Genomic DNA, 13,844 nt, shown 5'->3' with positions numbered 1-13,844 from the left:
GCATACACCCAACCCCCTGAACCAGGACCACCCACCCGCCCGCCCGGGCCGGACACGAGCCGCCCACCACAGCCGCCAACACACCGGCCTCAAGAACAGGCGTTCGGCGCTGCACCCATCCCCCGAGGAACGCGCGCACACGCCGCACCACCCGCGGGCCCACAAAACGCACCGCCCACCGCGCCTCGGCCGCCTCAGCGTAGGACAAGAAGGACGACGCTCGGCCAGAACCGAACTCACTCGGTCAACTCAGGATGACCGAACAGGGACGCATACCCCGAAGGCAACCCGCTCAGAACCTGATTGAGCAGACCCCCCGAGATGTTGACGGCCAAGGTCGACAACACCGCAGCCGCATCCCACTCGGCGATACGCGCACCCGTGCCCACCCCCTGCGCCACACGCCCACAGAACTCCTCCACCCCGAAGTTGTCCGCCTCCACCTGATCACCCGGGTCCAACGCCCCCGGCAGGTCCCCGGGCAACTGGGCCGCCAGGTTCTCGATACCGCTGGGCTGGATCCTGCTCGCCAGAACCCCCAGCACCACCCGCGTCACACGCTCGGCCTCAGCCTGGTCGGCATACTCACCACGCTCACGGACCTGAGCCAAGAACTCACCCTGATGCATGCTCTCCCCCGAACACCTGCGGACCGATCACTGCTGTTCAAGCGCCCCTTCCAGGACAGCAGCCTCCACAAACCTTCCCGCCCGCCCCAACACACCGCGCACGCTCTACGATCACACCCATGAGCACCCCCGCCCACGAAAACACCACCGGCACCGCCTACGACCTCCAAGCCCAGCGCTACGCCCACTTCGCCGACCACCACTACACCCACCACCCCCTGCACCGGGCCCTGATCCCCACCCTCGCCGAACTGGCCCTGCCCGACCACCCGGTCGCCGACCTGGGATGCGGACCCGGCCACGTGGCCGCCCACCTGCACACCCTGGGCCTTGCGGTACTGGGCCTGGACCTGTCCGCGAACCTGCTCACCCACGCCCGCCGTACCCACCCCGGCCCCACCTTCGTACGCGCAAGCATGGCCCGCCTGCCCCTGGCCCCACGCACCCTGGGCGCGATCCTGGCCCACTACTCGCTCATCCACACCCCACCCGAACAAGTACAGGACACCTTCACCGAGTGGGCACGAGCCCTGGCACCGAACGCTCCCGCGCTGATCTGCTTCCAGACCCAAGAACCCGGCCAGGCCAGCCAACCCTTCGACCACGACCTCGCCCCGGCCCACCGCCACAGCACCCCGCACCTGCTCAAGGCCGCCGGCGCCGCCGGGTTGACCGAGACCGCGCGCCTGGAACTGGCCCCCTCCCAGGACACGCGCCGCGGATGGGTCCAGACCCACCTGCTCCTGCAGCGCTCGCCATGAACCCGGCCCGAAACCTTCTCCACAACCGCAAGGGACCTCACGGTTGATGGGCGCTTTGACCTGGGGTGATTGCGTGCCCAAGCCTTCACGGGCCGCTGTCGTCGACCTTCACAGAGTTGTTGTGGCGGTCCAGTTCCTGTCGGGTGAGCAGACCGGCTACGGGTCGTTTGCCGAGACGCCCTCCCGCTCGGAGTCGGAACGGTGCTTCTTCCTGGACGGGGCGGACCGGCAGGCGGTACAGGCCAAACAGCGTGCGCACCACCGGCTCGGGTACGGGGTCCGCGCGCCACTCGGTCCGTTTCCTGTCCGGGCCGCGGCAGGTGCCGGCGAAGGCGGCCGCGTATCTGGCCGAGCAGCTGGTCGGGCCGGTCAGCGGGTGAGGGCGCCAGAAAAGACGCGGGTGCAGCAGACGGGGCCGACCGGCCCAGGAGTACCCGGAATGGGCCAGAGCAGCACTCACGTGTGATCCGACCCAGGAGGCGCAGCCGCCTGGCGCCTACTGGACTTTCGTACAGGCGCGGATCTGTTCGGCCAGCCGCGCCAGTTCGGCCGCTGTCGCGGGCGAGACGTTGCCGAGTCCGCTGTGTACGGCCGTCGGGCTTCGCAGGAAGCGCCGCAGCGCGGCCACGAGCACTCCCTCCGGCAGGATCCGCAACGCAGCGAACCCGCCCGGGGCCGGCGGCGTCGGCATGGCGGCCAGGTTCTGCCGCATGAGGCGGAGCATGCCGCGGACCGCGTCCGGATCCTCGGCCAACGCCACCGGGCCGCCCGCCGTGTGCACCGCCTGGCCGAGTGGCACCTCGAACGCGGCGTGCGTCTTGAGCCAGGCATCCATCTTCGGCTCGGTCCTGGCGTTGATCCCGGTGGTGCGAAACGTCCGCACGATCCGTTCGAGCCGCGGGCTGCTCCGGGCCTCGGGTTCGCCGATCGGCATCGCGACCCGGCGGGTCATGAAGTTGGTCGCACGGTAGCGGACCACGTCGCCCTCCATCGTGCCGGCGGCTGTGCCGAAGCCGAGCAGCACCCGCTCGTGGCCGATCACCGAACCCAGCGGCTCCGGGCCGGCCGCCCAATTGTGCAGGAACAGCACGTCACCTTCGAGACCGGCGAGTGACTCCAGCACCGCCTCCACCTGATGGGTGCGGACGAAGACCGCGGTCAGGTCGTACCCGCCGGCCGAGTGCTCGACCACCGGCACCGGCACCCGCCTGACGTCCGGGCTCTCTGCCTCGGCGAGCTGCACGCCGTCCCGGCGCAGAGCGGCCAGGCGCCTGCCCCGGGCGAGAAGCGCAACCTCGTGCCCGGCCTCATGCAGGCGAGCGGCGAACAGGCTGCCGAGAACCCCGGCACCGTACACGAGCAGCTTCATGGCCACCTTCTCCGTACGCTCACTTCAATCATACGTTCGTTTTAATCAAACGTCTGTAGTGTACGCAGGCATGGCGCCACCTGACACCCGCACCCAGATCCTCGACGCGGCCGAACGCCTCTTCGCCGAGCGCGGTTACCGCGGCACCTCGGTCCGCGCGATCACCGACCTCGCCGGAGCGAACCTGGCCGCCGTCGGGTATCACTTCGGCTCGAAGGCAGAACTGATGGCCGCGGTCGCCCGCCGCGTGATCGAGCCCATCAACACCGCCCAGCACGCCGGACTCGACCGACTGCTCGCCAGGACTTCCGACCCTGCGGTCACCGAACTGGTGGAGGCATTCGCGGGGCCGCTGTTCGACGAGATACCGACCGGTGACGAGGACGGTGCCCAAACATCCCAGCTGATCGTGACGATCCTCAGCGACCCGGCCGAAGAGGTGCGCAGCTGGACCGGCCCGACCCAGAACACGGTCCGCGAGCGCTACCTGGCGGCCTTCGGACGCGCACTGCCCGGCCTTTCCCCGGAGGAACTGTGGTTCCGGATGCGGGGGCTCCTCGCCGTGACGGCCGTGGACCGCATCGAGACCCACCAGCAGCGCACCCCGGCCTGCCTGTCCCCGGTAGCGGGCGAGGCAACCCGGCACTGGGCGATCACGTTCCTGACGGCAGCGATGAGCGCACCACCGACGAAGACCTGACAACTCGGAACGGCCGCGGCCAATCGGCGATGTCGCCGACCGGCCGGAAGGCGGGCCGGCGGCCGGCCTCTGCTCGACATCTTTGTCAGACAGAGACAAACGGAAGTTGATCGCGCGGGCCTGCCGTGCCGAGGTCAACGCCTGCTGCCCTCGGACGCGAGCAAACTGATGACCTCGGCGACCGCCTCCACCGAGAGATGGAAGTACTTCCTCACATTCTCGGGTCTCTCGTGCCGCGACTCGACCATGAACACCACCAGGCCGGAGCCGGCTTCAACAAGGCATGTGAGGCCACAATGACGGTACTCGTGCACCCCCCGTCCCCAACACACCACCGAGCCAGGTGCGGGCGTCAGCAGAGCTCGGGACCGGCCCTACCACAGCCGGACCAACCCGGTGCCGGGGCAGACCTCGCGCGAACCGACGACCTTGCCGGGCCCCGGATTCCGGCGCAGAAAGAAGACCGGCCCGCACGTTATGGCCCTTGACCAGGCAGGGCAGAAGGCGGGCAGTGCCCGCGTCCCAGTACACACCCTCCAACACGAACTCCTCACGCGGGACACCCCGGCGGCGAGGACACGGCCGGGCACCCTTCGATACGCCCACCTACGGCTACCGCATCGCCGACCCCCACCTGGCACCTGCCCCCAAGAACCGGCCCGCCACCACACCCACGGCCCCGACACCGACCGCCTCAAGACCCGGGGCCACCTGCACCGCCCCGACGGCACCACCGTGCACCTGCACCAAGCCACACACATCGCCACCCGCGCCGGCGCACATCTCCGAACGCTACGAACACCCCGAGGACCAGTACTTCATCGACCAGGCCGCCCAGGTCTTCACCGGCCCCATCACCACAGCCCGGGACCTGGACCGCATCGACCTGCCCCCGCGCCACCGAACACCCCGCCGAGCATGGCCGCCCACACCCCCGGGTAGACCCAAGGCCCACACGCTCCAAAGGGAGGACGATGACCATCGCCGCAGCGCACACCACCAGGACACAAGCGGCGCCAGGCACACCCGCCCGCGCCCCGCACATGCCCGCCCCATGAGGCGCTCGGCCGCCCTGGCACTGCTGACCGCCTGCTCCGGAGGCATGGACCTGCTCTCAGTCGCCGTGCTGGGCGGGGTCTTCAGCGCCATCACCACCGGAAACCTGGTCCACACCGCCCACGGCCTGGGTACCGCGCACTGGTCCCTGGCCGCCACCGCCGCAGGGGCCGTGACCGCCTTCGCCACCGGGGCAGCCCTGGCCTCCCGCCTCATGGGCCCTGCCCACGAACAGACCCAGGCCCGCATGCGCCTGCAACTGGCCCTGCAAACCAGCGTGGTGGCCCTCTTCGCCACAGCCTGGATCACCACGGGCGGGGACCCCTCACCCCTGACCGGCCCGGCCCTACTGGGGATGGCCGCCCTGTCCATGGGAGCCCAGAGCGCCTGGGCCCGCGCACAGGGCTCCTACACCACCTACCTGACCGGGACCCTGACCGCAGCGGTAGCCGATGCCGCCACCGGCCAGGGCCTGACCCGCCACCGGTGGGCCCTGGCACGCCTGGGCTGCTTACTGGCCGGAGCCACGATCACCACCCTGGCCCTGGTGTGGTGGGCCCCCGCCGCAGCCCTGATCCCGGCCGCCTGCGCCCTGTGCGCAGCCCTGCTGTGGTGGCGATGACCCACAGCCCCCACCCGCCCCGCACGTGCCCCACCCCGCACACGTTAGGTTCCCCACGACCCCTGCCCGCGAACACGAAAGGCACCCGCGGCCATGCGTGCACCCACCAGAACGGCCCTGAGCCGCACCGGCGCCGCCCTGAGCGCAACGGCCATGGCCACCGCCCTGTTCATGCTCACCCCCCACGCCCTGACCGACCCGCCCGAACACACCCTGCTCTCACCCACCGCCGACCCGGCCACCTCCCAAACGGTGACCTGGCGCGCATCCGACCAAGCCGACGCCGAGCTGCACCTCGCCCCCCAGCACACCCCCGGGCAGGTCACCACCGTGCCCGCCACCGCCACCGGCCAAGCCCGAGGCACCTTCTACGCCGCCACAGCCACCGGCCTGGAACCAGACACCACCTACCGCTACCGCCTCAGCAGCGGCACCGGCCGGACCGGGTCCTGGTACACCTTCACCACCGCCACCCGAGAAGCCCGGCCCTTCACCTTCCTGGCCTTCGGTGACGTACAGACCGACATCACCGAAGGCGCCGGCCCCGTCATCGACGCCGCCCTGCAGGCCGAACCCGACGCGGACCTGGCCGTGCACGCCGGCGACCTGGTCGACGACGCCAACGACGAGGAGCAGTGGAGGCAGTGGCACGAGGCCTTCGCCGGCTCCACCACGTCCATGAACCACCTGGCCACCCCCGGCAACCACGAATACCTCCTGTTGGAGCTGTCCCAGTACTGGACACTGCAGTTCCCCGGCCCCGCCAACGGCCCCCGCACCGGCGGCACCGACCTGGCCTCCACCCTCGGCTACACCGACCACCAGGGGGTACGCTTCATCACCCTCAACTCCAACCAGCGCGAGGCCGCGCCCCTGAACCCGGACCAGTGGCTGCAGGAACAGGCCCAGTGGCTGGAACAGACCCTGTCCGACAACCCCCACCCCTGGACGGTGGTCACCTTCCACCACCCGCTCTTTTCCAACAACCCCGGCCGCGACAAGGCCCCCCTGCGCCGAGCCTGGCTGGACATCCTGGAAAAACACGACGTGGACCTCATCCTGCAAGGCCACGACCACTCCTACAGCCGCGGCAACCTCACCGAACACCGCACCGATGAACAGCAAGTGCACACCGGCCCCGTCTACGCCGTGAGCGTGAGCGGCCCCAAGATGTATGAGGCCGAAGCCGACAACTGGACCGACAACGACGCCGAAGCACGCGTGCAGCAAGCAAACACCCAGACCTTCCAGAGCGTGCAGGTCCACGGCGGCCGGATGGACTACACCGCCCGCACCGCCTCCGGCGAGGTCGTGGACGCCTTCACCATCACCAAGAACCCCCAAGGCACAGACAAACAAGTCACCGACCAGGTCCGGACCCGCTGACCCCACCGCCCGGACTCAGACCGCCGCACCCGCCCCGGCCGGGCACCGGGCCCGCTCCAGAACCCGCCGCGCACCGGCCACCGCCTCCAAGGCTCCCTCGCATTCGACGCGCGCCCGCTCCAAGTGCTGGGCCAGGCTGCGGTTGAGCACCAACACACACCGCCAGCCCCACCAGGAGCCCCAGCACGGTCGCCCACAACCACTCACCGGCCAGGTCCTGGGCACCCCGCCCGCCTGGGCCAGGCTGAACAGAGCCAGCATCAGCGGGGTCACGAACACGATCGCGTAAAAGCAGTTGAGGCCCACCACCAACAACCCACCCACCAGGACCACCCATGAGCGACGCCGTCTCCCGCTACCGCGACAGCTGGACCCACCTGCGCCCCGACCTGGACCTGACCAGAATGAAAGCCCTGGGCCGCGTCCTACACCTAGCCGCCCTACGACGCTCCCGAAACGGCCTGCGCCCGCGCCAACCCACCCGCAAAACCATCTCCTCCGGCGCAGCCACCACCAAACACCTGGCCCGCCTGGAACAAACCGGCCTCATCGAACACACCCCACCACCGCGACCGCCGCGAACTGGCCGAGGAACCCTTCACCGGCCAACTCCACCGCGAAGCCGACCTCCTCACCCCATGGAACCAAGACGACCGCGCCCAACTCGCCCACCCGCTGCACCGCGTCCTGACCCCCATCGACCGCGCCTGGACCCCTGATCAGCAACAGCACCCAGAACCGGCCTTGGAGACCACGGAGGGGCCCACAGCACGCGATCCCCTCTTGTACTTGCGCCCCCCGATGCGGGGCACGGGCCGATCATGTCCACGGCCCGGACCAGATGGAAGAAGGCATTGCACAGCACCCACGCATCGCGCCCGGCCCCTCGCCCGACTCCACCGCACGGGCCAAACGCCCACTCCTCGGCCCCAGAAACGCAGCAGCACAGGCCTGCCGGACCCGCTCGCACACATCCGCCTCCAACTCCCCCAAGGAATCGAACAGGTGCTGCTCGAAGGAGGTGGTCGCGCCCGTGGAACCGGCCACCGCCTCGGTGATGACCGCGCGCAGCTGCGCCTGCAACCCGACACACCCGCTGCTAGCCTCACCCCCGCCACAGAAGGACCACCACCCAGGAGCCCCCCATGCCCATGCCCGCCCCCACCGGACACCTGCCCCTGACCCACGGCCACACCATGGCCTACTACACCAGCGGAAACCCCCACCAACGCCCCGCCCTGGCCCTGCACGGCGGCCCCGGATCCGGCGCCGCCCCCGGCTACACCGCCTTCTTCGACCCCACCCGCTACCACCTCATCCAGTTCGACCAACGCGGCTGCGGCAACTCCACCCCCGACGCCGCCCACCCCCACACCGACCTGCACACCAACACCACCGCCCACCTCATCGAAGACATCGAAGCCCTACGCACCCACCTGGGCATCGACACCTGGCTGGTACTGGGCGCCTCCTGGGGCTCCACCCTGGCCCTGGCCTACGCCCAGGCCCACCCCGAACGCGTACACGCCCTGACCCTGGTCTCGGTCACCACCACCTCACCCCACGAAGTGCACTGGGTCACCCACCAGATGCGCCACATCTTCCCCGAAGCCTGGCAACACTTCCGCGACGCCGCCGGCCCCGACGCCGACCCCCACCACCTGGCCCACGCCTACGCCCGCCTGCTCGCCGACCCCGACCCCGCCGTGCGCGATAGCGCCGCCCGCGCCTGGTGCGCCTGGGAAGACACCCACGTGGCCACCCACCCCCACCACCGGCCCAACCCCCGCTACACCGACCCCCACTACCGCATGACCTTCGCCCGCCTGGTCACCCACTACTGGGCCCACCACGCCTTCCTGGCCCCCGACCAACTCATCGACAACGCCCACCGCCTGCACCAGGTCCCCGGCGCCCTCATCCACGGACGCCTGGACATCTCCTCACCCGCCTCCACCGCCCACACCCTGGCCCGCGCCTGGCCCCGCGCACAACTGAGCATCTGCGGCGATGCCGGCCACATAGGGCCCCAGGACTCCATGCTCCAGGCCACCCGCGCCGCCACCGACCACTTCGCCTGACCCCTCGAACACAAACACGGGGGCGGCGCTGTGCGCCGCCCCCGTGTTTGTGCCCCCTTCAGGCCCCCACACGCTCGGCCACCAAAGCCACCAACACCGCCAACTCCTCCTCGGTGTTGTAGTAATGCACCGACGCACGCACCACCTCCTCAGGCATCCGCGCGTCCTCCCACACCTGGTTGTGCACCCGCGACACACTCACATTCACCCCTGCACGCGCCAAATACGCCCGCACCCACTCCGCCCCCACACCCTCAACCGAGAACGTCACGATCCCCGACCTCTCACCCACACGCCCCCGATCCCACACACGCACCCCCGCCAACACCGACAGACGCTCACGCAACACCTCCCCCAACCACCCCACACGCTCAGCCACCGCATCCATCCCCAACGCATAGGCATAATCGGCCGCCACCGCCAACCCCAACTGCCCCGCCACACTGCGCTCAAAAGACTCGAACCGGCGCGCATCCCCACGCACCCGATAGGACCGCTCCCCCAACCACTCGGCCGAGGACACATCCACCACCGCCGGCTCACCCAAACCCGCTGTCTGCGCACGCGCATACAACAACCCCGTCCCCCGCGGGCCCCGCAAGAACTTACGCCCCGTGGCCGTCAAAAAATCACACCCCACCCGATCCACATCGACCTGCACCTGCCCCACCGACTGGCACGCATCCACCAAGAACAACACCCCACGCGCCCGGCAGGCCCGCCCCACCCGCTCCACCGGGTTCACCAACCCGTTGTGCGTGGGCATGTGGTTGATCGCCACCAACACCACCCCGCCCTGGTCCAAAGCCCGCTCCAACGCCCCTACATCCACCACACCATCGGCATCATCGGCCACCACTTCCACCCGCGCCCCCACCGCCCCGGCCGCCTTGACCAGCCCCAGGCCGTTGCTGGAGTACTCACTGACCGTGGTCAGGACCCGATCACCCGCCCCCAGCGGCACCGACCCCAACGCCAACTCCCACGCCCGCGTGGCACTCTCGGCAAAGGCCACCTCCTGCGGACGCGCCCCCAACAACCGGGCCACCGAGGCATAAAACCCCTCCACCCGGTCAGCGGCCATCTCCGCGGCCTCATAACCCCCCAGGCGCGCCTCCGATCGCACGTGCCAGAGCACCTCCTGCACCACCTGATCGGGCATCAACGCCGCACCCGCACTGTTCAGGTGCACCCGCTCACCCACACCCGCCGTCTCCGCACGCACACCCGCCACGTCAAAACCCACAGCACACCCCGCATCCACACGGTCAACACAGATCCAGCCCCCACCTACCCCGGCCCGCCCAGACCCAAAGAAACACCAAAAAATAGGACGGGGGCCAGAGGTCTCGCCCCACAGGTACGGGCAAGTGCGGCCCGGCAGCTCCTGGCCCGGCCTGCATGGGACAAACGCCCTCGCCCTCGGCGCCGCCGGCGAGCCGGGAGAAGGCGGCCCCGAGCGGATCGTGCACGAACAGACAGGCGTGCCCGGCCCCACCCTCGCCCAGGCCCCGCGCCGGTAGGCGGGAGTGAGAACCGAGTGCGCATGCAGGGCGCAGGCGAACGTGCGGGCCCTGCGGATTCCGGAAGGGCCCCTACAAGGCCAAGCGGGCGGACGTGCCCCTGCTCTTGGCCATGCGATCACCTCGACACCCGCGACCGTGTGAACCAGGAGCTTTCCCCTGCCAAGGGATGCGGGCTCCTTGCCCACCGACCGGAACACCTCCCACGACCCCGCCACCCCCATAAACAGGGGTGCCTGGACGGAGGAGCCCGCACCGCCAACTCCGGCAACGCCTGCACCAGATCACCGGCCACCACACCGGCCGGCTCGGCCGCCGCCGCACCCCGCAACCGAGAGCGAGAAGACCCACCCACATCAACCGACCAGCACCGATGTGAGGCCCACCACCCCACCAACACGAACACACAACAAGAACTCTCACCAGCCGACGGTGATCCAAGCGCCCAAGAGCACCACCACCAGAACGGAACACCCGTGAGGCTGACCTACCGACACACGCTCCACACCCACCCCACCACCCCGTCCACCAACCCACCCCTGGTGGAACTGGTCGACCTCACCCTGACCCCGCACCTGCACCACCTGGACCTGACCCTGCACCCCGGCGAACACCTGGCCCTGGTCGGCCTGAGCGACCCCACCGTCCTCACCCGCCTGCTGACCGGCCACACCCGCCCCACCACAGGCCACCTCCACACCCACCACGCCCACATCCACCCCCTGGACCCCACCACCATCCAAATCACCACCACCCACCACCACGCCCACATCCACACCACAGCCCACCCCACCCGCTCCCACCACGCCGACCGCATCCTCTACTTCGAACACGGACACCTCAGCGAAACCGGAACCCACCGCCAACTCCTCCTGCGCGGAGGAAACTACGCCCGCGCCTACGCCCTCACCGGACCCCACCGAACCGCCACATAAAATCGGCCCCGTGGCACCCATCACCAAGGAACTCACCGTCGGCCAGGTCGCCGAACGCTCCGGAGTGGCCATCTCGGCCCTACACTTCTACGAACGCAAGGGCCTCATCCACAGCCGCCGCACCAGCGGAAACCAACGCCGCTACCGCCGCGACACCCTGCGCCGGGTCTCCTTCATCCGCATCTCCCAACGCGTGGGCATGCCCCTGGCCCGCATCCGCCAGGCCCTGGACCAACTGCCCGACAACCGCACCCCCACCCGCACCGACTGGGCCGACCTGTCCCAGCAATGGCACGCCGAACTCGACGCCCGCATCGACCAACTCACCCGACTACGCGATGACCTCAGCGACTGCATCGGCTGCGGCTGCCTGTCCCTGAGCACCTGCACCCTGTCCAACCCCGACGACGAGCTCTCCCGGACCGGCACCGGCCCCCGCCGCCTGCTGGTCGAACGCTTCCGCCACGAACAGGACCACACCCACCCCGCCGACCACANGCACGGGCCACAATCACCAGCGCGGGGGCCACCCCGGCTCAATCCGCGGCGGCCTCGTCCCGGCCCCGCCGCGCCAACTCATCGGCGTGCTCGTTGCCCTCGTCCCCGCTGTGGCCGCGCACCCACCGCCACTCCACCTCGTGGCGCTGCCTGGCAGCATCCAGGCGCTGCCACAAGTCCACGTTCTTGACCGGCTTCTTGGCCGAGGTCTGCCACCCGCGCTTCTTCCACCCGGCCACCCAGCTGGTGATGCCGTTGCGCACGTAGGAGGAGTCGGTGTGCACCACCACCGGCATCGGCCGCTGCAGCGCCTCCAGCGCCTGGATCGCCGCCATCAGCTCCATCCGGTTGTTGGTGGTCTCCCTCTCCCCTCCGAACAACTCCCTCTCGTGCTCGCCGTAGCGCAACCACACACCCCACCCGCCCGGGCCGGGATTGCCGCTGCACGCCCCGTCGGTGTAGATGACCACCTGCTGTGCCGGCTCAGCGCCGCCTGTGTCCCCGTTGTGCATGCGGGGCAATCTACCGCCCCCACACATCACGGCAGGATCACAACCTCCCACATCCGGTCCAATGCAAGGGCCAATCACCCCCACCGGCACCCCCACGAGCCCGCCAGCGGACCGAGCACACCGACAAAGGCACCCAGGCATCCCCATCCGGACCGAACACAAAAAAGGGCCCCGACCCCCAGGTCGAAGCCCCACACAGCCCTACAGGACCTGCTCAGGAACCCTCCAGCTCCTGCACCAGCTCCTCAGTACGCTCCACACGCCGCTCCAGCACCTGCTCGCGCATCTCCTCCATACGCTTGAGCACCCGCTTACGCTCACGCTTGGACAACCGGTCCACATACACCTTGCCCACCGTGTGGTCACTCTCATGCTGCAGACACCGCGCGAAGAAGCCGCTGCCGGCCACCACCACCGGCTGCCCGTCACGGTCCACACCCCTGACCGTGGCGTGCTCGGCCCGCCCCAGATCCGCATGCGGCCCCGGAACCGACAAACACCCCTCCGACTCCACCTCCACCGCAACATCCAGATCACGCTCATCCAGCACCGGATTGACTACATGACCCACATGCCGCACACCCTCATCATCAGGGCAGTCATAGACGAACAGGCGCAGATCCACCCCCACCTGATTGGCCGCCAACCCCACACCCTCGGCCGCATACATCGTCCGGAACATGTCATCGACCAAGCCGGCCAACTCCGCCGAACCCACCAACTCCGGCCCCACATCCGCACAACGACGGTGCAGGACCTCCTCACCCACCTGCGTCACCGCCAGAACCCGGCCCCGCCGCGCCTCCGGGGCGAACTCACCGAACTCCGACACCTCATGGCCCTGCACCACAGCGGCCACCTGCGAGGCCGTGGACTGCTCCGACATGGTCCTACTCTCAAACGTGCTCAACGCCGGCCAACACCGGTCAACACCGAAAAAGTAGCACGAACCGGCAGGTCAACCCCCACCTCACCGAAACCACGAATTGCCCTGGATCAGACACCGCACCAAGTAGTCACGCAACGACACCACCACCAACCGGCGCCGATCCGACTCATGATCCCACACCACGATCCCCGGCCCATAGTCGGTATGCACATACGCGAACTGCGGCCCCATGTCCGAATCACCGAAAAAAATCATCTCATCGAACGGTGCATACAACTCCTGGTAATCCGGCTCCCGCCGCATCCCCAAGTTGTCCTCCACCAAACGACGCGCACTCCACACCACCGCGTCCCCGTACTCATTGGCCACCCCATCGACCTCGCACAACAACGACGCCAACTCAAAAGGCAGAGGCAGCTGCAAACGCTTCTCCACCTCCGACAAGGTCACCTCATCGACCGGATCGGCCAACACGGCCTCCGGATACATCTCCAAGATCAGTTCACGCCACACACCCCCGATCATCACAGCTCGGACCAAGACACGGGAAATCGACGACGGCGAGTCGCCCCAGAAACCCCCAACAAACCACCACCCCGAACGCCCCACACGCCTGCCCCACCCCACGCTCAACTAGAACCCACGCACCACACACCCACCGCCACCTACCCCCGGCCACACCACCAGCCACTACATCCCCCTCCCACAAACAAACGACCACGCCCACACCAACGGCTGCACCCAAGAAAACGACGCAGCCCCACCGCAACCACCTGGGCCCACAACTGGCTCAACGCCTACACCGACACCACCCACACGCCCCCGTACACCACCAACCCAGCCGACGGCTGCCCCACCAACGACACAGGAGCCCGCTCCAACA

15 protein-coding genes and 2 pseudogenes are annotated in these 13,844 nt (G+C 69.0%); 8 read left to right on the top strand and 9 right to left on the bottom strand.

Annotated features, from left to right (window positions below; translation table 11 throughout):
• Positions 1–236: 236 nt before the first annotated feature.
• Complete coding sequence (locus tag D473_RS0103200; RefSeq protein WP_017607653.1) at positions 237–629, bottom strand: DUF2267 domain-containing protein; 393 nt, start codon at positions 627–629, stop codon at positions 237–239.
• Positions 630–748: 119 nt separating this feature from the next.
• Here D473_RS0103200 and D473_RS0103195 point away from each other — a divergent pair, with 119 nt between their 5' ends.
• On the top strand, positions 749–1,390 hold the full coding sequence (locus tag D473_RS0103195; RefSeq protein ID WP_017607652.1) for a class I SAM-dependent methyltransferase: 642 nt from the start codon (positions 749–751) through the stop codon (positions 1,388–1,390).
• 85 nt (positions 1,391–1,475) lie between these two features.
• On the opposite strand, the gene D473_RS27045 is transcribed toward D473_RS0103195, so the two are convergent.
• On the bottom strand, positions 1,476–1,850 hold the full coding sequence (locus D473_RS27045; protein WP_152436748.1) for a hypothetical protein: 375 nt from the start codon (positions 1,848–1,850) through the stop codon (positions 1,476–1,478).
• Between the two features lie 36 nt (positions 1,851–1,886).
• The gene (locus tag D473_RS0103180) at positions 1,887–2,759 is read right to left on the bottom strand and encodes a ketopantoate reductase family protein (RefSeq protein WP_017607650.1); all 873 of its coding nucleotides are present in this window, start codon (positions 2,757–2,759) and stop codon (positions 1,887–1,889) included.
• 70 nt (positions 2,760–2,829) lie between these two features.
• Between D473_RS0103180 and D473_RS0103175 the strand changes: the two genes are divergently transcribed.
• Complete coding sequence (locus D473_RS0103175) at positions 2,830–3,459, top strand: TetR/AcrR family transcriptional regulator (RefSeq protein ID WP_017607649.1); 630 nt, start codon at positions 2,830–2,832, stop codon at positions 3,457–3,459.
• A gap of 134 nt (positions 3,460–3,593) precedes the next feature.
• On the opposite strand, the gene D473_RS27820 is transcribed toward D473_RS0103175, so the two are convergent.
• Positions 3,594–3,773: a hypothetical protein gene (locus D473_RS27820; protein ID WP_206539010.1), complete on the bottom strand. Its 180-nt coding sequence runs from the start codon at positions 3,771–3,773 to the stop codon at positions 3,594–3,596.
• Positions 3,774–3,970: 197 nt separating this feature from the next.
• Between D473_RS27820 and D473_RS27415 the strand changes: the two genes are divergently transcribed.
• Positions 3,971–5,137 carry a YoaK family protein gene (locus D473_RS27415; RefSeq protein ID WP_017607647.1) on the top strand — a complete coding sequence of 389 codons (1,167 nt, stop codon included), beginning with the start codon at positions 3,971–3,973 and terminating at the stop codon, positions 5,135–5,137.
• A gap of 93 nt (positions 5,138–5,230) precedes the next feature.
• Positions 5,231–6,523: a purple acid phosphatase family protein gene (locus D473_RS0103155; protein ID WP_017607646.1), complete on the top strand. Its 1,293-nt coding sequence runs from the start codon at positions 5,231–5,233 to the stop codon at positions 6,521–6,523.
• Positions 6,524–6,538: 15 nt separating this feature from the next.
• On the opposite strand, the gene D473_RS0103150 is transcribed toward D473_RS0103155, so the two are convergent.
• Positions 6,539–6,856 carry a hypothetical protein gene (locus D473_RS0103150; protein ID WP_017607645.1) on the bottom strand — a complete coding sequence of 106 codons (318 nt, stop codon included), beginning with the start codon at positions 6,854–6,856 and terminating at the stop codon, positions 6,539–6,541.
• 2 nt (positions 6,857–6,858) lie between these two features.
• Between D473_RS0103150 and D473_RS27950 the strand changes: the two are divergent.
• Together D473_RS27950 and pip are read left to right on the top strand one after the other, a co-directional pair.
• A pseudogene (locus D473_RS27950) lies at positions 6,859–7,231 on the top strand (MarR family winged helix-turn-helix transcriptional regulator); the annotation flags it as partial.
• Positions 7,232–7,668: 437 nt separating this feature from the next.
• Positions 7,669–8,604 carry a prolyl aminopeptidase gene (pip, locus tag D473_RS0103135; protein ID WP_017607642.1) on the top strand — a complete coding sequence of 312 codons (936 nt, stop codon included), beginning with the start codon at positions 7,669–7,671 and terminating at the stop codon, positions 8,602–8,604.
• A 58-nt stretch (positions 8,605–8,662) separates the two neighbouring features.
• On the opposite strand, the gene D473_RS0103130 is transcribed toward pip, so the two are convergent.
• Positions 8,663–9,850: an aminotransferase class V-fold PLP-dependent enzyme gene (locus tag D473_RS0103130; RefSeq protein WP_241474697.1), complete on the bottom strand. Its 1,188-nt coding sequence runs from the start codon at positions 9,848–9,850 to the stop codon at positions 8,663–8,665.
• Positions 9,851–10,603: 753 nt separating this feature from the next.
• On the opposite strand from D473_RS0103130, the gene D473_RS0103125 reads away from it, so the two are divergent.
• Positions 10,604–11,062 (top strand): hypothetical protein, encoded by a 459-nt coding sequence (locus D473_RS0103125; RefSeq protein WP_017607640.1) that lies wholly within the window; start codon positions 10,604–10,606, stop codon positions 11,060–11,062.
• A gap of 10 nt (positions 11,063–11,072) precedes the next feature.
• Positions 11,073–11,531, top strand: a pseudogene (gene soxR, locus D473_RS26260) (redox-sensitive transcriptional activator SoxR); the annotation flags it as partial.
• A 67-nt stretch (positions 11,532–11,598) separates the two neighbouring features.
• Here soxR and rnhA read toward each other — a convergent pair.
• From rnhA to D473_RS0103105, 3 genes are all read right to left on the bottom strand, one after another.
• The gene (gene rnhA / locus D473_RS0103115; RefSeq protein ID WP_017607638.1) at positions 11,599–12,072 is read right to left on the bottom strand and encodes a ribonuclease HI; all 474 of its coding nucleotides are present in this window, start codon (positions 12,070–12,072) and stop codon (positions 11,599–11,601) included.
• Positions 12,073–12,286: 214 nt separating this feature from the next.
• Positions 12,287–12,958: a peptide deformylase gene (gene def, locus D473_RS0103110; RefSeq protein WP_017607637.1), complete on the bottom strand. Its 672-nt coding sequence runs from the start codon at positions 12,956–12,958 to the stop codon at positions 12,287–12,289.
• An 84-nt stretch (positions 12,959–13,042) separates the two neighbouring features.
• Complete coding sequence (locus D473_RS0103105; RefSeq protein WP_017607636.1) at positions 13,043–13,486, bottom strand: SMI1/KNR4 family protein; 444 nt, start codon at positions 13,484–13,486, stop codon at positions 13,043–13,045.
• Between the last annotated feature and the right edge of the window lie 358 nt (positions 13,487–13,844).

This window comes from Nocardiopsis xinjiangensis YIM 90004, from assembly GCF_000341145.1.
GTDB classification, from domain to species: Bacteria; Actinomycetota; Actinomycetes; order Streptosporangiales; family Streptosporangiaceae; genus Nocardiopsis; species Nocardiopsis xinjiangensis.
Note: the sequence above shows the minus strand (reverse complement) of the source record. Positions and strands in the feature narration are given on the sequence as shown.

Excerpts from the sequence above, each read along its gene's own strand:
- D473_RS0103200 (WP_017607653.1), bottom strand. The coding sequence starts at position 629 with ATGCATCAGGGTGAGTTCTTGGCTCAGGTCCGTGAGCGTGGTGAGTAT.
- D473_RS0103195 (WP_017607652.1), top strand. The coding sequence starts at position 749 with ATGAGCACCCCCGCCCACGAAAACACCACCGGCACCGCCTACGACCTC.
- D473_RS0103180 (WP_017607650.1), bottom strand. The coding sequence starts at position 2,759 with ATGAAGCTGCTCGTGTACGGTGCCGGGGTTCTCGGCAGCCTGTTCGCC.
- D473_RS0103175 (WP_017607649.1), top strand. The coding sequence starts at position 2,830 with ATGGCGCCACCTGACACCCGCACCCAGATCCTCGACGCGGCCGAACGC.
- D473_RS0103155 (WP_017607646.1), top strand. The coding sequence starts at position 5,231 with ATGCGTGCACCCACCAGAACGGCCCTGAGCCGCACCGGCGCCGCCCTG.
- pip (WP_017607642.1), top strand. The coding sequence starts at position 7,669 with ATGCCCATGCCCGCCCCCACCGGACACCTGCCCCTGACCCACGGCCAC.
- rnhA (WP_017607638.1), bottom strand. The coding sequence starts at position 12,072 with ATGCACAACGGGGACACAGGCGGCGCTGAGCCGGCACAGCAGGTGGTC.
- def (WP_017607637.1), bottom strand. The coding sequence starts at position 12,958 with ATGTCGGAGCAGTCCACGGCCTCGCAGGTGGCCGCTGTGGTGCAGGGC.
- D473_RS0103105 (WP_017607636.1), bottom strand. The coding sequence starts at position 13,486 with ATGATCGGGGGTGTGTGGCGTGAACTGATCTTGGAGATGTATCCGGAG.